11 protein-coding genes and 1 pseudogene are annotated in these 17,159 nt (G+C 64.2%); all 12 read left to right on the top strand.

Annotated elements, in window-relative coordinates:
- Nucleotides 1-93 precede the first annotated feature (93 nt).
- A complete protein-coding gene (gene tagH / locus AB9N64_RS17090; protein ID WP_060766897.1) occupies nt 94-1,422 on the top strand; it encodes a type VI secretion system-associated FHA domain protein TagH in 1,329 nt (442 codons plus the stop codon).
- A gap of 57 nt (nt 1,423-1,479) precedes the next feature.
- Nucleotides 1,480-1,989, top strand: a complete 510-nt coding sequence (gene tssJ, locus AB9N64_RS17085; protein ID WP_019818127.1) for a type VI secretion system lipoprotein TssJ — start codon at nt 1,480-1,482, stop codon at nt 1,987-1,989.
- An 18-nt stretch (nt 1,990-2,007) separates the two neighbouring features.
- Entirely contained in the window at nt 2,008-3,342 is a 1,335-nt protein-coding gene (tssK, locus tag AB9N64_RS17080; protein WP_019818126.1) for a type VI secretion system baseplate subunit TssK, read from the top strand.
- A 6-nt stretch (nt 3,343-3,348) separates the two neighbouring features.
- Entirely contained in the window at nt 3,349-4,638 is a 1,290-nt protein-coding gene (locus AB9N64_RS17075; protein WP_275968231.1) for a DotU family type VI secretion system protein, read from the top strand.
- Nucleotides 4,635-8,136 (top strand): annotated as a pseudogene (tssM, locus tag AB9N64_RS17070) (type VI secretion system membrane subunit TssM). The gene AB9N64_RS17075 and the pseudogene tssM overlap by 4 nt, the downstream one beginning before the upstream one ends.
- Nucleotides 8,133-8,786, top strand: a complete 654-nt coding sequence (gene tagF, locus AB9N64_RS17065) for a type VI secretion system-associated protein TagF (RefSeq protein ID WP_014720494.1) — start codon at nt 8,133-8,135, stop codon at nt 8,784-8,786. The pseudogene tssM and the gene tagF overlap by 4 nt, the downstream one beginning before the upstream one ends.
- Nucleotides 8,787-9,506, top strand: a complete 720-nt coding sequence (locus tag AB9N64_RS17060) for a PP2C family serine/threonine-protein phosphatase (RefSeq protein WP_003195541.1) — start codon at nt 8,787-8,789, stop codon at nt 9,504-9,506.
- The gene (locus AB9N64_RS17055; RefSeq protein ID WP_019818124.1) at nt 9,503-12,481 is read left to right on the top strand and encodes a serine/threonine-protein kinase; all 2,979 of its coding nucleotides are present in this window, start codon (nt 9,503-9,505) and stop codon (nt 12,479-12,481) included. The genes AB9N64_RS17060 and AB9N64_RS17055 overlap by 4 nt, the downstream gene beginning before the upstream one ends.
- Nucleotides 12,481-13,185, top strand: coding sequence for an ABC transporter ATP-binding protein (locus AB9N64_RS17050; protein ID WP_019818123.1), 705 nt, complete (start codon nt 12,481-12,483; stop codon nt 13,183-13,185). Before AB9N64_RS17055 ends, AB9N64_RS17050 begins: the two co-directional genes overlap by 1 nt.
- On the top strand, nt 13,185-14,369 hold the full coding sequence (locus AB9N64_RS17045) for an FtsX-like permease family protein (RefSeq protein WP_019818122.1): 1,185 nt from the start codon (nt 13,185-13,187) through the stop codon (nt 14,367-14,369). The genes AB9N64_RS17050 and AB9N64_RS17045 overlap by 1 nt, the downstream gene beginning before the upstream one ends.
- Nucleotides 14,362-16,074, top strand: coding sequence for an SUMF1/EgtB/PvdO family nonheme iron enzyme (locus AB9N64_RS17040; protein ID WP_020302847.1), 1,713 nt, complete (start codon nt 14,362-14,364; stop codon nt 16,072-16,074). The genes AB9N64_RS17045 and AB9N64_RS17040 overlap by 8 nt, the downstream gene beginning before the upstream one ends.
- 84 nt (nt 16,075-16,158) lie before the next feature.
- On the top strand, nt 16,159-17,082 hold the full coding sequence (gene tagQ, locus AB9N64_RS17035; RefSeq protein WP_003195532.1) for a type VI secretion system-associated lipoprotein TagQ: 924 nt from the start codon (nt 16,159-16,161) through the stop codon (nt 17,080-17,082).
- Nucleotides 17,083-17,159: the final 77 nt, after the last annotated feature.

The raw sequence follows: 17,159 nt of genomic DNA, 5'->3' as shown, positions 1-17,159 counted from the left end.
ATTTTGGCGGTCGTTTGTACGACAGGACGGGACTCTCCAGGGCGGTGCTGCCTCCTGGGTAGACTGCGCGCGATGTATCAGCAAGGAGGCAAGATGTCGCTGTGTTTGACTATCACTAGTTATCACAAGATCACACCTGGGCAATGCCCCGAAAAGTCCATGGATCAGGGCGTGATGGCTATTGGCCGCAGTTCTGACAATGACTGGGTATTGCCCGACCCTGAGCGTCTCGTCTCTTCGCAACATTGCGTTATTCAATACAAAGATGGCCGTTATTATTTGACCGATAACAGCACCAATGGTGTGGAGTTGGTCAAGGCGGGTATTCGTATGCGTCGGGGTAACAGCGAGCCGTTGCAAGACGGTGAATTGATCCGCATCGGCGATTACGAAATCCAGGCGCGTATCGACTTCAACGTGCAGGCCATCGACAGCCAGCCATTTGCCGGTGACTCACCCAATAGCTTTGAAGCGCTGATGGGCGCCGTGGCGAGCCAACCTGCGCCCACGCCGATGATCGCGCCGCAGTTCCAGGGCGCCTCGGCCATGGAAACTTTGCCAGACCTGTTCGACTTCCTCAGCCCCACCGCCGTGCCGCCGCCCACCGTGGCGGACCATGTGCCGTCCGAGCAACACGATTTTCGCCCCCCGGCCCCAGTGACCGTACCGGCGCCCGAAAAGCCATTGGTGCAAGGCTCGGTGATTCCCGAAGACTGGGACCTGTTCGGCGACGCGCCCGCGCCCGTGGTCAATGCTGCGCCCGCCCCAGACCCGATCATCCCGCCGCCACCTGTGGTCGAGCCTGTTGCGCTCCCCGTGGCCAATGCCGAGCCACAACCGGACCTCCTGCAAGCCTTTCTGCGCGGTGCGGGCCTGGACCAGTTGCGCCTGGACAAAGCCGACGCTTGCGCGCAGATGGAAAGCATCGGCCGCAGCTACCGGCTGATGGTCGAGGGCCTGATCGACGTACTGCGCGCCCGTGCCAGCCTCAAGGGCGAGTTTCGCATGCAGCAGACGATGATCCGCCCCGCCGAAAACAACCCGTTGAAATTCGCCCCGAATGCCGATGAAGCGTTACTGCTGTTGCTGCGTCATGGCAACCAGGCGTTTATGGCGCCGGACCTCGCCGTACGTGACAGTTTCGACGACCTGCGCGCCCACCAGTTGGCCGTGATGGCTGGCGTGGAAGCGGCGATCAAACACCTGCTCACGCGCTTTGAACCGGCGCAATTGGAGGAGCGCATGGGCAAACCCGGCGGCCTCTCGAGTCTGTTCAACGGTTCGCGCCAGGCCCAGTACTGGCAGCAGTTCACCGAGCTCTACAGCAACATTTCCCGCGAGGCCCAGGACGATTTCCAGGACCTGTTCGGTCGCGAATTCAGCCGGGCCTACGAAGAACACAGTGCACGACAGCGACGCTGAAAACGCCTCGCACCAATGGATAAAACGGATAGCTAAATACGTCATTGAGGACGCAGGATGATTCCCAGGTTTTTACTCGCAGCCGCCACCGCGCTGCTGCTGACGGCGTGTGCCAACGACACTGCCAAACCCCAGGCGGCTGCCGAGGCCGAAGCTGACACGGCCGCCGTTGAGCTGCATTTTCATGCGATTGCCGGGCTTAACCCCGGTGCCAACGGCCAGGCCGCGCCGGTGCGGGTGCGCATTTTCGAATTGAAAAACGCCGCGACCTTTTCACGCTCCGATTACTTCGCCCTGGCGGACCGTGCGCAATCGACCCTCGGCCTCGACCTGCTGGACCAGGACGAAGTGATGGTGCAGCCCGGCCAACAACTGAGCCTGCAGCGCGATCTCGACCCGTCCACGCGCCAGATCGGCTTGCTGGTGGGCTACCGCGAGTTGGACCGTGCGCAATGGCGCACGGTCATCAACGTGCCGCCGCGCCAATACAGCGAATACCAGATCAGCCTCGACGTGCATGCCGTGCGCGCCGACGTCGTGGCTTCCCCATCCAGCCCAGCCCAATAACAAGCAATCGGAGCCCCCATGTCCTGGAACAATCGCGTGGTCTGGTCGGAAGGCATGTTCATCGGAACGCAGCACTTCCAGCAGCATGACCGTTACCTGGAAAACCTGATCGATGCCCGCAGCCGTCCGTTGTCAGCGGGTGCCTGGGGGTTCTCCGAACTGCTGATCGACCAGGGCCTGCTGGCCCAGGGCAAGCTGGCGATTGTGTCGGCCCGCGGCCTGCTGCCCGATGGCACGCCGTTCAATATTCCCCAGGACGACCTGGCGCCGAGCCCGTTGAACATCGACGACAACCTGCGCGACGGCCTGGTGTACCTGGCCCTGCCGCTCAAGCGCGCCGGCGCCCGTGACACGGTGGACGAGGGTGAAGCCCTGGAAGCGGCGCGCTACGTGAGCCAGGTGCGTGAAGTGCGCGACGACAACGCCCCGTTCGAAAACCGTGCACCGGTTGCGGTGGGGTCGCGGGCATTGCGCCTGCTGACGGCGCAGGACGGCATCAGCGACTACGCCGCCATCGGCCTGGTACGCATCAAGGAAAAGCGTGCCGACCGTGCGTTGGTGCTCGATGACACTTACATCCCGCCCGTGCTGGACGTGGCCGCAAGCAAGCCGCTGACGGCCTTTCGCAGCGAACTGCTGGGCCTGTTGCACCAGCGTGGCGAAGCCCTGGCCGGCCGCGTGGTGGCCTCGGGTGCCGGGGGGGCCTCTGAGATCGCCGACTTCATGCTGTTGCAACTGGTCAACCGCGCCCAGCCGCTGATCCAGCACTTCAGCCAGTTGAGCCCGTTGCACCCGGAGCGCTTCTTCAGCGAACTGGTCAGCCTGGCCGGTGAGTTTTCCACCTTCTCAACCTCCAGCCGCCGTCCACACGAATACCCGCAGTACCAGCACGACGACCTGGCCCTGAGCTTCATGCCGGTGATGGCGGCCCTGCGTGAAGCGCTGTCGATGCTCATCGACAGCAAGGCCACGCCGATCCCCATTGTGGAGAAAGCCTACGGCATCCATGTGGCGATGTTGGCCGACAAGACCCTGCTCGACAACGCCAGTTTCATCCTCGTGGTACGCGCCGATGTGCCCGGCGAAACCCTGCGTGCGCGTTTCGGCCAGCAGAGCAAGGTCGGCTCGGTGGAGCACATCCGCGACATGGTCAACCTGCAACTTCCGGGCATCGGCCTGCTGCCGTTGCCGGTGGCGCCACGCCAGTTGCCTTACCACGCTGGCAGCACCTACTACGAGCTGGACCGTGGCAGCGAGCACTGGCAGCAGCTGAATAATTCCGGCGGTTTCGCCTTCCATATCGCCGGGCAGTTCCCGGGCTTGAACCTGGCCTTCTGGGCGATCCGAGGATAATTGGCGATGCATCCCAATGATGATGACCGCACCCAGTTCATGCCGCGCCCGGGTGGCCGAGAGCCTGCACCCTCGCGTGCCGAACCTGCGCCGCTGTCGATGCCGGCTGCGCCGATCCTCACCGGCAAGAGCCAGGGCCTCAACCCGCTGGAAAGTGCCGCCGGCCCGTTGCTGGCGTTGTTGACGCGGTTGCGCAACACCATCGCCCATCCCGCGCCGGCCAGCCTGCGTGCGCAGTTGCTGGCGTACCTGCGCCAGTTCGAAGAACGCGCCGAAGCCGCCGGTGTGGCACGCAATGAAGTGCTGTTGGCCCGTTACGCGCTGTGCACTGCCTTGGATGAAGCGGTGCTGAGCACGCCGTGGGGCAGCACCAGTGACTGGGGTAAGCAGAGCCTGCTGATCACCGTGCACAACGAAGCCTGGGGTGGCGAAAAGGTTTTCCAGTTGCTTGACCACTGTCTGCAAAGCCCACGGGAACGCCTGTACCTGCTGGAGCTGTTGTACCTGTGCATGTGCCTGGGTTTTGAAGGGCGTTACCGCGTGATGACCGACGGGCGCAGCCAGTTGGAAGCCTTGCGTGAACGCACCGCCGCAGCGATACGCAGCGCCCGTGGCGAGCACGAGCGTGAGCTGTCGCCGCACTGGCGCGGTGTAACCGTGGCCCGTGATCGCCTGGCGCAATTCATGCCGCCATGGATTGCCGTGGCGATTGGCTTGGCGCTGCTGTTGGCGTTGCTGTTCGGCCTGCGCCTGAAGCTGGCCTCGGACGCCGAGCCGGTGTTCAAGAATATTCATGCCCTGGGCGAGATCCCGGTGCAGGCCATCGACCGTCCGGTGGCGCAGCCCAAAGTGATTGAGCGCCCGCGCCTGGCCGGGTTCCTGGCCGACGACATCAAGGCCGGCCGCGTGGCGGTGGAAGACAAGGTCGACCGCTCTGTCGTGACCATTCGTGGCGATGAGCTGTTCGCCTCGGCCAGCTCCAGCATCGTCGATGACTACCAGCCGCTGATGCTGCGCATCGCTGACGCCATTCGCAAGGTCAAGGGCCAGGTGCGTGTCACCGGGCACAGCGACAACCGCCCGATTGCCACGTTGCGTTTCCCGTCCAACTGGGCGTTGTCCGAAGCCCGGGCCAAGTCGGTGCTGGCGATTCTCGCGGCCAAGACCGGCCAGGCCGAACGCTTCAGCGCCGAAGGCCGCAGCGACACCGAGCCGTTGGCCACCAACAGTACTGCCGAAGGCCGTGCCCGCAATCGTCGGGTTGAAATCACCGTATTGGCGGAGGGCGTCGAGTGAAGGCGTTTTTCAGTTTCATGATTCGCTGGGTGATCCCCGTGCTGGGCCTGATTGCCCTGAGCCTGATCATCTGGTTTGTTGGCCCGCTGCTGGACGTGCTGGTGCCCGAAGGGCGCCGTTGGGCGCTGATCGTGCTGGTGTTTGCGCTGTGGGTGGCCTACCGCGTGTTCCGCATTATCCAGGCCCGTCGCCAGGCCGCCGAAGTGATGCGCAGCCTGGCCGCAGAAACCCCGGTCGACCCCAACAGCGTTGCGACCGCCGAAGAGCTGTCCACGCTGCGCCAGCGCATGGACGAAGCCCTGGCACTGCTGAAAAAGGCCAAGCTGGGCGGCGATGAGCGCCGCAACCTCTACGAGTTGCCGTGGTATGTGATCATCGGCCCGCCGGGCTCGGGCAAGACGACCGCGCTGGTCAATTCCGGGCTGCATTTCCCACTGGCGGCGCAATTGGGCGCCGGTGCGGTGCGGGGCGTGGGGGGGGACGCGCAACTGCGACTGGTGGTTTACCGACCAGGCCGTATTGCTCGACACCGCTGGCCGCTATACCACCCAGGACAGCAACTCCACGGTGGACAAAGCCGCCTGGCTGGGCTTTCTCGACTTGCTGAAAAAGCAGCGTGCGCGCCGGCCTATCGACGGTGCCTTTATCGCCATCAGCCTCTCGGATCTGCTGCTGGGCACCGACGCCGAGCGCGCAGCCCATGCTGCCGCGATTCGCCTGCGCATCCAGGAGCTGTATACGCAACTGGGCGTGCGTTTCCCCATCTACCTGATGCTCACCAAGCTCGACCTGGTGCCGGGCTTCATGGAGTTCTTCGACAACCTGAGCAAGGAAGAGCGCGCCCAGGTGTGGGGCATGACCTTTGCCCTGGACGACGGCAAAAACAGCGACAGCCCGCTGGCGCACCTGCAAAGCGAATTCGCCGGCCTGGAGCAGCGCCTCAACGAACGCCTGGTCGAGCGCTTGCAACAGGAACGCGACCCGGCACGACGCGACCTGATCTACGGCTTCCCGCAGCAGTTCGGCGCGTTGAAAGATTGCCTGCAAAACTTCCTCGAAGGCGTGTTCAAACCCAACGCCTTTGAAGAGCGCGTGTTGCTGCGTGGCGTGTACTTCACCAGCGGCACCCAGGAAGGCAGCCCGATTGACCGCCTGATCGGTGCCATGGCCCAGAGCATGAACCTGGACCGCCAGCACCTGGCGCGCCAGAGCGGCACCGGGCGCAGTTACTTCATCGAAAAACTTTTCACCGCCGTGGCCTTTGCCGAGCGCGGCCTGGTGGGGGTGAACCCGAAAGTCGAGCGGCGCCGCAAGTGGATCGCCCGTGGCGTACTGGCGGCCACCGTCGCGCTGGTGGTGGTGGTCAGCGGCCTGTGGTGGGTGAGCTATCGCGCCAACCAGGCATATATCGCCCAGGTCGATCAGAAGGTCGCGCCCCTGGGCCAGACCGTACAGAACCTGAGCCCGGCACAGCGGGAAGTGCTCGCCGTGCTGCCGTTGCTCAATGCGGTGAAGAACCTGGCGGGGGATTCGCCGAGCTGGTCCGAAGGGCTGGGGCTGTACCAGGGCGATATGCTCGAAGCCGAGTCCGCCAGCGTGTACCGCAAACTGTTGATCGCCGTGTTCGCGCCACGCCTGGTGACGCGTATCGAAGAGCAACTGCACGGCGGCGGTAACTCGGACTTTCTCTACGAGGGCCTCAAGGCTTACCTGATGCTCGCCGACACCGAGCATTACGACCCGGACTTCATCAAGGCCTGGATCGCCCTGGACTGGGACCGCAACCTGCCCCGCGACCTGCCGGCCGACCAGCGTCAGGCCCTGGCCGGGCACTTGCAGGCGCTGTTCGAACGCCACCCGCCGAGCGCACGCCTGGACCCACGGCTGATCGACGATTTGCGTCGGCAGTTGCAGCAATTGCCGGTAGCCCAGCGCGTGTACGACCGCGTCAAGCGCCAGAAACTGCCCGAAGGTATCCCGGACTTTCGCCTCAACGAAGCCGCCGGTCGCGATGCCGCGCTAGTGTTCAGCCGCAAGAGCGGCAAGCCGTTGGGTGAGCCGTTGAGTGGTTTCTTTACCGCCAAAGGCTATCGCCAGGCGTTCTTGCTCAGCAGCTTGAACCAGACCGGCACCCTGGCCGAAGAGCAATGGGTGCTGGGCCATGAACAGGCCGACCAGCAGAACGTGGTGAGCCTGGCCGCCGACGTGCGCCGTTTGTACTTCCAGGATTACCAGCGCCAGTGGGACGCGTTGCTCGCCGACATCGACTTTGTGCCGATCACCAGCGTGGCACAGGCCGCCGATGTGCTGCGGGTGATTTCCGGTCCCACCTCGCCGCTGAAAAAGCTGCTGGTGGCGGTTGCCAGGGAAACCGACCTGCAAGCCGAAGAACGCCAACTGGCCGCCAAAGGCGTGCCGGTGGAAGGCGGCGTGGACAAGCTCAAGGAGCGCCTCGGCAGTTTGCTGGGCGAGGCGCAACCGACGGCGAATGCACCGGCACCGGCGGATGATCCCGTGACCGCGCACTTTGCCGAACTCAACAGCATCGTCAGCAAAAACGAAGGTGAACCGGCGGCCATCGACGGCCTGCTGTCGGACATGAATGCACTGTATGTGCAGGTCAGTGCCATGGTCGGTGCCAGCGGCGATGCCTTGCTCGGTGAGGCCAAGAACCAGGCGGCGGCTGCGGCCACGCGGGTCAGCCTGAACGCCGAGCGTCAGCCGCCGCTGGTGCAGGGCATGGTCAAGTCGGTGGTCAATTCCACCACCAACAGCATGATGGGCGGGGTGCGTAACCAGCTGAACGCGGCCTGGGTCAGTGAGGTGGTCAACGTGTATCGCCAGTCGTTGGCCGGGCGTTACCCGATGTCGCCGGGCAGTGCGCGGGACGCCACCCTGGATGACTTCGGCCAGTTCTTCGGCGTGGGCGGGGTGATGGACAACTACTTCCGCAAATACCTGCAGCCCTATGTGGACACATCGGCACAGACCTGGCGCTGGCAACCTGGGGCGGCGCAGAAGCTGGGGATTGCTCCTGGCGTGCTGCAAACCTTCCAGCGTGCGGCGTCGATTCGGGACGCGTTCTTCCGCTCCGGTGGCACCCAACCCATCGTGCGTTTCGAACTCAAGCCGGTGTCGATGGACCCTACCATCACTCAGTTTCTGCTTGACCTGGACGGCCAGCAATTGAGCTACGACCACGGCCCGAGCCGGCCGGTGGCGATGCAATGGCCGAACCCGGGCAGCATTGGCGTGGTGCGTATTTCCATCATGCCCCCGTCGGCCAGTGGTCGCTCCGGCATCACTCTGGACGGCCCGTGGGCCTGGTTCCGTCTGCTGGAGCAATCAGACCTCACCGCAGGCAACTCGCCGGATCGTTTCAACCTGCGCCTGCGAGTCGATGGCGCGAGCATCGCCTACGAGTTGCGCGCCAACAGTGCCTTCAACCCGTTCAAGAGCCGCGTGCTCAGTGGCTTCAGCCTGCCGGAGCGGCTATGACGGCCCTGGGTTTCTACGGCAAGTTGGCCAGCCGCGGGGACTTCGTCAGCCGCGCCTTGCCGCAGAGCTTTATCGGCCCGTGGGACAGCTGGCTGGCGGCGGGTTTGCTCGCCAGCCAGAACAGCCTCGGCGCTGACTGGCTGAATGCGTACCTGGTCAGCCCGTTGTGGCGCTTTGTGCTGGCGCCGGGCGTGTGCGGGCCGGACGCGGCGGCGGGCGTGGTGATGCCGAGCATTGACCGGGTCGGGCGTTACTTTCCGCTGGCGGTGGTGACCTTGCTGGATCACGACACCAACCCGGCGTCGCTGGTGGGCGGTTCGGACGCCTGGTTCGAGCAGGCTGAAACCTTGTTGCTCAGCACCCTCGACAGCGGCGCGACCTTCGAAAGCTTCAACGCCGGGCTCGACGAGTTGGGTGTGCCGGCCAGCGAGCCGCGGGCGGTGGACAGCCGTTTCGCCGGCCTGCAAAGGGTGGCAGCCACCGTGCCGCACCAGCGTATGACCGCACTGGCCGAACAGGCGTGCGAGGGCGCAAGCCTGTGGTGGGGGCGAGGCTCGCAGCGTATCTCCCCCGGTTTATTACGGTGCCAGGGCCTGCCTGCCGCCAGCGATTTTGCGCAGTTTTTGCTCGGACAAGAAGGTGTGGTGTAGATGGGCGTGACGTACGAATCCGCGAGCAAAAGCCATGTGGGCATGGTTCGCCAAGTCAACGAAGATGCCTTTCTGGATCTGCCGGAAAACCGCCTGTGGGTGGTGGCCGATGGCATGGGCGGGCACGCGGCGGGCGACTATGTCAGCAGCTTGATCGTCGACAGCCTGCGCCATGTGCCGCTGGGCCGCTCTCTGGATGAATACTCGGCGGCGCTGCGCAATGACCTGCTGCGCATCAACGCGGCCGTGCGCGAAGAAACCGCCAACCGTGGCGTGACCATGATGGGCAGCACCGTGGTGGTGTTTGCCGCGCGCGGCTTGCGCGGGGTGTGCCTGTGGGCCGGCGACAGCCGCCTGTACCGCTTGCGCGACGGCGTGCTGGAAAGCATTTCCCGCGACCACAGCTACGTGCAAGACCTGCAAGACAGCGGCCTGCTCAGCGAAGCCGACGCCCGCACCCACCCGCGCTCCAATATCGTCACCCGCGCCATTGGCGTTGAGGCCCAGTTGGACGTCGCCTCGGTGGACCTGTTGATCGCTCCCGGCGACAGCTATTTGCTGTGCAGCGATGGCCTCAACAAAACCGTCGAAGACCACGAAATCCGCGAGGTGCTCAGCCATGACGCACCGGATGAAATCGTGCGCAGCCTGGTGCACTTGGGCCTAAATCGCGGCGCACCGGACAACATCACCACCCTCGTCGTGAAGGTCTCGTCATGAACATCGTCATCCCAGGTTATGACATCGAAGGCGAGATTGGCGAAGGCGCCATGGCCAGCGTGTACCTGGCGACCCAGCGCTCGTTGGAGCGCAAGGTGGCGTTGAAGGTGATGGCGGCGGCGCTGGCGGCCGACCCGAGTTTCTGCGAACGCTTCCTGCGCGAGGGCAAGACCCTGGCGCGCTTGTCGCACCCGCACACGGTGACCATCCATGACATCGGCAACGTCGGTGAGCTGTATTACATGGCCATGGAATACCTGCCCAACGGCACGCTCAAGGAGCGCATCGCTGCTGGGCTGACCCCGGAGCAGGGCGTGACGCTGATCCGCCAGATTGCCTCGGCCCTGGGCTATGCCCATGCCCAAGGGCTGGTGCACCGCGACGTCAAGCCGGCGAACATTCTGTTTCGCGCCGATGGCACGGCAGTGTTGTCGGACTTCGGGATTGCCAAGTCGCTGGACGATCGCACCCAGTTCACCCAGGCCGGGTTTGCCGTGGGCACGCCGAGCTACATGAGCCCGGAGCAGGCGCGGGGCCAGGAGATCGATGGCCGCGCCGACCTCTACGCGCTGGGCGTGGTGCTGTATGAAATCCTCGTCGGCAAGCTGCCTTATAACGGCACCGATGCGCTTTCCACGGCGCTGGCGCACCTGACCGAACCCTTGCCGGAATTGCCTGTGCACCATGGGCGCTATCAGGGCGTGCTGCGCAAGTTGTTGGCCAAGGACCCGGCGGAACGTTATCCGGATGCGGCAGCGTTGTTGTTGGCGCTGGATCAACTGCCGGCTGATGAATCGGATGCCACGCTGGTGCGGCCGCTGCCGATTCCATTGAGCTTTGATCTGGCGGGTATGACCCCTGTCACCATCGACATTCCGACGGATAAACCGCAGCCGCAGCCAATAGTGCGTCAACCGGTGGTGACGCCGACGCAGCACAATGCCCCGTCCGAGCAGCGCCGTGGGCCGGTATTGGCTTTGGCCGCCGTGGCAGTCGCCGTCGCGTTGGCCATTGGTGGCGCCAGCTACTGGTGGTTGAGCGGCGGCGATGAACCGGCCAAGCCGCCAGCCGCCGTGGTGCCCAAGGTGACGCCGCCCGTGGCTGTCGCTGAAGTGGATGGCGGTCAGCGCCCGTTGCTGATGGCAGGCAAGAAAACCTTGTTCCAGCGTGTACTCAGCAAACCCGGCGCCCAGCTTTCAGCGGACGCCGGGAGTACGCCGGGTAAAGCGCTGCCGGCGTTTTCCGTGCTCTACGTGTACCAGCGCAAAGAGGTCGATGGCAGCCAGTGGGTACGCGTCGGCGCGGCCACTGATGGTCGCAGCGACGGTTGGCTGCCAGCCTCCCAGGTCAGCGACTGGAAACAAAGCCTGGTGCTCAAGTTCACCGAGCGCTCCGGCCGGGCTCCCGTGATGTTCCTGCGCCAGCCCGGTGAGGTGGAAAAACTGCTGGCCGACCCTGCCGCAGCGAAAAGCGCCTTGGCCAAGGCGCAGAACAACCGTGAAGACAACCAGCAAGTCCTGGCCCTGGAACCCACCGCCAGCGCGGTGCCGCAGAACCAGTTCTACCTGTTGCCGATCTTCGATTCCAAGGAGAGCTTCGACGACAACGGCCAGCCGGTGCAGTTGCTCAACGTGGCCTCCATCGACCCAGGCAGCCGCGCCGCTGCCAGACCCGCCAGCCCGACGCTCAGCGCCAATGCCGACGCGTTCCGCACGGCGGTGGTGCTGGTGGTGGACACCACCGTGTCGATGCAGCCCTACATCGACCAGATTCGCGACGTGGTGCATGAGCTGCAAACCCGCATTGCTGAGCGTGGCGAGTTGGACAGCGTCAGCTTCGGCATGGTCGGCTTTCGCAGCAGCATCCAGAAAACGCCGGGCCTTGAGTATGTCGCCAAGACCCTGATCAGCCTCGACCAAGGCCGCGACCCGCAGCGCTTTCTGGATATGGCGCGCCAGGTCAAAGCGTCGACGGTGTCCAGCCACTCGTTCAACGAAGATGCGTTTGCCGGGGTGATGCAGGCAGTGGACGGCATGGATTGGTCCGGCTACGGCGGGCGCATCATCCTGCTGGTCTCCGATGCCGGCGCGCTGCGCAAGAACGACCCGTTCGCCGCCACCCAGATGAACGAAGCGGAAGTGCGCCAGGCGGCGCTGGGCAAGCAGATCAAGATCTACGCGCTGCACCTGCGCACCGATGCCGGCAAGAAAACCCATGCCGGCGCCGAGAGCCAGTATCGCGTCCTCACCGCCGACGCCAACCCGCAGATCGGCGACCTGTACACGCCGGTGCCAGGGGGCGATGTGCGCAAGCTGGGTGAGCGCGTCGATGAGATCGGCACGGTGTTCGCCAACCTGGTGCATCAGGTGCGCAGCAACACGCCGCAGCCCGTGCCGTTGCTCAGTGCCGCGCCGAGCCTGGCGGACAAGTCCGCCGCCGTCGGCTATGCCATGCACATGGACTTTCTCGGGCGCAAGACCGCGAGCCAGGCACCGCAATTGGTCAGCGCCTGGACCGCTGATCGTGACCTGACCAACCCGGCGCTGCCAGCGTTCCAGGTGTGCGTGATGTTGACCAAGCTGCAACTCAACGATCTGCAACAATCGTTGAAGTTGATCGTGGATGCGGCGCGCAAGACCCAAAGCTCGCCCAAGGATTTCTTCCAGGAAATCGCCAGCGCCTCGGCCTATATGAGCCGCGACCCGCAGGCCCTGCGCAAGGGCGGCAACCTGGCTGACGGCGGCCTGCTCGGTGAATACCTGGAGGGCCTGCCGTACCGCAGCAAGTCGCTGAACATGACCCAGGACCTGTGGTTGTCATTGAGCGTGGCCGAGCAGGAAGACTTTATCGACGAGCTGGATTCGAAAATCCGTCTGTATGAAACCTTCCATAACGACGTGGCCAACTGGGTCCGTTTCGGCGATGCCGAACCGGGCGATGCGTTGTATCGCGTGCCGCTGTCGACGCTGCCGTAATGTTGAACCTGAGCGCGGTGCACAAGAGCCGGGGCGTCGGTAGCCAGCGCTACAGCCTGGTGATCCCTGCGTTGCAGCTGGGCGCGGGTGAACAACTGGCAATTGTCGGCCCCAGTGGTTGCGGCAAGAGCACCTTGCTCGACCTGCTGGCGCTGGTGTTGGCGCCGGATCAGGTGGGGCAGTTTGCATTCAACCAACACGACGTCGGCGCGCTGTGGCGTGCCGACCGGCAATCGGCGCTGGCCGCGTTACGCAGCCAGCACTTGGGCTATGTGCCGCAGACCGGGGGGTTGCTGGGGTTTCTGGACGTGCGCGGCAATATCGCGCTGTCGCGCCAACTGCTGGGCTTGCAGGATGACGGCCGCGTGGCGCGCCTGGCTGAGCAGTTGCAGATCAGCGATCAGTTGGCCAAGCGCCCGGCGGCGTTGTCGGTGGGCCAACGCCAGCGGGTCAGCTGTGCACGGGCCCTGGCCCATGGGCCGCAACTGGTGCTGGCTGATGAGCCGACGGCGTCCCTGGACCCGCTCAACGCCGAACGCGTGATGCAGGCGCTGCTGGCCCAGGCCCGCGAACACCGTACGGCCTGTGTGATCGCCACCCATGATGAACCGCTGGCCCGCGCCAGTGGCTTGCAGGTGCGGCGTATCAGTTGCCAGCGCGATCCAGACGGCGGCGTCACCGCAACCCTCGGGGAGGCGTGCTAATGCGCATCGGCCTGGTTGCTTCGCTTGCGTGGCAGGACTACCGCAACGATGGGTGGTTGTCGGCCTGTTCTGTGTTGGCATTGGTGGCGGTTATCGCGCCATTGCTGGTGTTATTCGGGCTGAAATTTGGACTGGTTAGCAGTTTGACCGAACGCTTGGAGACCGACCCCGCCAGCCGTGAAATCATCCCATTGGGCGGTGGTCGATTCAGCGCGGCGTTTATCGCGCAACTGGGTGAGCGCAGCGAGGTGGCGTTTGCTGTGCCGCGCACACGGCAAATTGCCGCCACGGCGCAGGTGGGCACCCTGACCCTGGAAATGCTGCCGACTGCCGCAGGCGACCCGTTGTTGGCAGGCTTGCCGATGCCCCACGGCCTGGACCAGATCGTGCTCAGCCATACCGCCGCCGAAAAGCTCGCGGCAAGGCCCGGTGACTGGCTGGAAACCAGCTTTGCGCGGCAAGTGGCGGGGCGCGTCGAGGCCCAGCGCACGCGGTTGCAGGTGCTGGCGGTGTTGCCGCTGGAGGCCTTCGTTCGCGAGGGCCTGTTTGCCGATCTGGCGTTGTTGGAGGCAGCGGAAGATTATCGCGATGGCCGTGCGGTGCCGGCGTTGGGTTGGGCCGGTGAAGCGGCGAGCGTGAGCGAACAGCGTATCTACCCGGCGTTTCGCCTGTACGCGCGCAGCCTCAGTGATGTGGAACCGTTGCGGGTGTATTTCGCCGGGCAGAACCTGTTGGTTTCAACCCAGGCGCACACCATCGCTCAAGTGCAATCGTTGAGCCGCAACCTGTCGATTGTGTTCTGGATCATCGCCGGGTTGGCGTTGGCCGGGGCGTTTGCGGCGATTTTCGCGGGCACCCTGGCGGCGGTAGCGCGTAAGCACCGTGAACTCTCGGTGTTGCGCCTGTTGGGGTTTTCCACCGCCGCCTTGTTGCTGTTTGTGCTGCTGCAAGCGCTATACAGCGCGGGTTTTGCCGCTGTGCTCAGCGTTGGGCTGTATGGCCTGGCTGAGGCGGCGTTGAACAAGCTTTTTGTGCAGGTGCCGGGCGAGTACGCCAGCCACCTGTTGGCGCGCCATTATGGCCTGGCCCTGGTGGCGGTGCTCGGTGTCAGTGCCGTGGCGGCCGCCTGTGGTGGTTGGCGGGTGGCACGTATCCAGGCTTCTGAAGGAATCAGAGATGTATAAATTACTGGGCGCCTGCGTGGCGCTGAGCCTGGCCTCGCTGGCCTGGGCCGATGAGGCAAGTGACAAGCTCGACAACCCCAAGCCGTTGCCGGACGACGTGAGCCTGCCGCTGCCCTGCGAAGGTAACATGGTATTCCGCTACGCCTACATTCTGGCCCAGGGCACCCTGGATGACCGTGAAATCAACCTGGGCTACCCCTTTGCCGAAGGCGAGGCGGGTTATCAGCAGTCGTTTATTTCCGGCTACCGGCGCGACTTCATCAACGGCCAGTTCACCCTCAAGGACTTGCCCAAGGACTGGAGCAAGGTCATCGCGCCGCAGATGCCGAAGACCGACGCCAAGACCCCGCTCAAGCCCATGCTGTACTTTATCGGCAAATACGAAGTGACTGCTCGCCAGTACGCCCAGGTGATGGCCCAGGCGCAATCCCTGGCCAGCGGAGAACCGGCTCCCGCATGTGAGGCGCCCAGCGGCATGGCCGGGCGTTTGCCCAAGGTGAAACTGTCGCGCTTTGAAGCCGAGCGTTTCTCGGCGGTGTACAGCGCCTGGCTGATGAAATACCACCGCGAACTGCTGCCGGTAAGCGGGCGCGGTGCGTCGGCCGAAGACGGCGGCCTGGGTTTTGTGCGCCTGCCCACCGAAGTGGAGTGGGAGTACGCCGCACGCGGCGGCCAGGCGGTGAGCCGCCAGGACCTCGAAGGCCGTCTGTATCCACGGCGCGCCGAGGGCAGTGAAAGCGATGGTCCGCTGGCCGATTACGCGGTGTTCAACCAAGTGGCCGGCGGCACCGGCCAGGCGGCGCGGTTGATGCCCATCGGTACCAAGTTGCCCAACCCCATTGGCATGTTCGACGTGATCGGCAACGCCGCGGAAATGGTCCAGGAATCCTTCCAGCTGGTACACGCTGGCCGCCGCCAGGGCACCTACGGCGGCTTTGTGGTCAAGGGCGGCAACTACCTGGAAGGCGAGGGCACGTTGTTCACCGGCATGCGCCGCGAATACCCGTTGTTTGCCGCTGATGGCACCGAGCAAAGCAACGAGACCACCGGCTTTCGCGTGGCGATTGGCGCGTTGTCGGCGCCGCGCTCGCGCTACAAGGAATTGTTTGCCCAATGGCAGAAGGAAGGCCGCCTGGCCGCGCTGACCGATGCCATCGACGACGCCCAGGACCCGACCAAGCGCCTGGACAGCATCATCGCCGCCAGTGTCGATCCCAAGCTTCAAGCCGAGCTGGGCCTGGTCAACGAAGAGCTCAAGCGCAACGTGTCGCTGATCGCCCAGCAACGCGAAGAAGCCGCGGGCAATTTGATCCAGTCGGCGGCGTTGGTGGCCGAGACCATCAGCAACTACAACATCCGCCTGGCCAACCTGCAGAAGAGTCGCCAGCAGGCGGTGGACAGCAAGGACGAGGCCAGCGCGCAGCTGTTTGACATGGCCATTACCAATGGACGCAGCGCGTTGGACGGCGCGGTGGCGATTTACATCGACAACCTGGCCACCGGCACGCGCTACACCGATGCGGTGATCCAGGCGCAGTTTCAACGGATCAAGGAAGAGTTGGATCGCAAGCCAGTGCTCGGCAAGAGCCTGGTGACGCGCGCGACACTGTTCGTTCGCCATGTCGGCAACTACCGCAAGCAACAGCGGGCCGACCCGGCAACGATCTTGAAGGAATTGCTCGCAGCGAGCGGTCAGCGGTCTTGATCGTTGGCTGTCTAGCGAGCTTGGAAGGGACTCAGGCGGCGGTGGGCCGTGCTGGGCAAGTCAAACTTAACAGAGATCACATCTATGCTTTTTTCCCGTAAGGCGGTTTCCAAGCGTCACCTGCTGCTGATCGCAGCTGGTTTCAGTACCGTGTTGACTGGTTGCGCTACGTCGCCTGCGTCCAAGGTGGCGTCGAGCACCAAGGTCGAGTACTACCCCAACTGCTACGAGCCGGTGCAGCACCTGCGCGCCACCGATTCGGACATGACCAAGTCGGTCGTCACCGGTGCCGCGATCGGCGCGGCCGGCGGTGCCCTGCTGGGCGCGCTGACCGGCGACAAGGACAGCCGTGGCCGCAATGCCGCGATCGGTGCCGCAGGCGGCGCCCTGGCTGGCGGTGCGGCGGGTTACTACACCGAGCGCCAGAAACAGATCACCGATGACAACCAGCGCATCGCGTCCTACTCCACCGACTTCAACAAAAGCGCCTCGGACATCGACCGCAGCACCGCCTATGCCAAGGCCTCGCAGCAGTGCTACCAGAGCGCATTCACCAAGCTGGTGGCTGATCGCAAGGCCAAGACCGTCAACGACACCGAAGGCCGCAAGCGCCTGGCGGAAATCGTCGCAGGTCTGAAGGAATCCAATGACCTGATCGTGACGGTCAACGGCAAGGCCAGCGAAGACCTGAACAACTACACCCAGGCGTACGAGAAAGACCTGCAACAGGTCGGCGTACAGCGCAGCGATGTGGTGACCGTGGCCACCGCCGATACCACGCCAGTGGTCGCTCCGGCCAAGGGCAAGAAAGCCGTCAAGCCAGCCAAGAAGCCGGTGCTGCCGACAGTGCCGAAAGAAGCGGTAACCACCGAACGTAGCATCCAGACCGTGCAGGCCAAGCAAGCTGAAAGCAAGCAGGTCGCCAGTGCGGGCAAGACCCAGATCGAAGCAACCTGCCGCAATCCAAACCTGGCCGATTGGGCGCCAGTGCCATGTCCTAACGTTTAAGTACTTGTTGCTATAAGCGTTAAACGCCAACCGATCTGCGCCTAAAGCGCGAGATCGGTGGCGTTCTTTTTGCAAAT

It is taken from the genome of Pseudomonas sp. KT_2_4, from assembly GCF_041410225.1.
In the GTDB taxonomy this organism is placed as follows: Bacteria; Pseudomonadota; Gammaproteobacteria; order Pseudomonadales; family Pseudomonadaceae; genus Aquipseudomonas; species Aquipseudomonas paracarnis.
The sequence above is the reverse complement of the archived record's forward strand: the minus strand, read 5'-3'. Positions and strand labels throughout refer to the sequence as shown.

Excerpts from the sequence above, each read along its gene's own strand:
- tagH (WP_060766897.1), top strand. The coding sequence starts at position 94 with ATGTCGCTGTGTTTGACTATCACTAGTTATCACAAGATCACACCTGGG.
- tssJ (WP_019818127.1), top strand. The coding sequence starts at position 1,480 with ATGATTCCCAGGTTTTTACTCGCAGCCGCCACCGCGCTGCTGCTGACG.
- tssK (WP_019818126.1), top strand. The coding sequence starts at position 2,008 with ATGTCCTGGAACAATCGCGTGGTCTGGTCGGAAGGCATGTTCATCGGA.
- AB9N64_RS17075 (WP_275968231.1), top strand. The coding sequence starts at position 3,349 with ATGCATCCCAATGATGATGACCGCACCCAGTTCATGCCGCGCCCGGGT.
- tagF (WP_014720494.1), top strand. The coding sequence starts at position 8,133 with ATGACGGCCCTGGGTTTCTACGGCAAGTTGGCCAGCCGCGGGGACTTC.
- AB9N64_RS17060 (WP_003195541.1), top strand. The coding sequence starts at position 8,787 with ATGGGCGTGACGTACGAATCCGCGAGCAAAAGCCATGTGGGCATGGTT.
- AB9N64_RS17055 (WP_019818124.1), top strand. The coding sequence starts at position 9,503 with ATGAACATCGTCATCCCAGGTTATGACATCGAAGGCGAGATTGGCGAA.
- AB9N64_RS17050 (WP_019818123.1), top strand. The coding sequence starts at position 12,481 with ATGTTGAACCTGAGCGCGGTGCACAAGAGCCGGGGCGTCGGTAGCCAG.
- AB9N64_RS17045 (WP_019818122.1), top strand. The coding sequence starts at position 13,185 with ATGCGCATCGGCCTGGTTGCTTCGCTTGCGTGGCAGGACTACCGCAAC.
- AB9N64_RS17040 (WP_020302847.1), top strand. The coding sequence starts at position 14,362 with ATGTATAAATTACTGGGCGCCTGCGTGGCGCTGAGCCTGGCCTCGCTG.
- tagQ (WP_003195532.1), top strand. The coding sequence starts at position 16,159 with ATGCTTTTTTCCCGTAAGGCGGTTTCCAAGCGTCACCTGCTGCTGATC.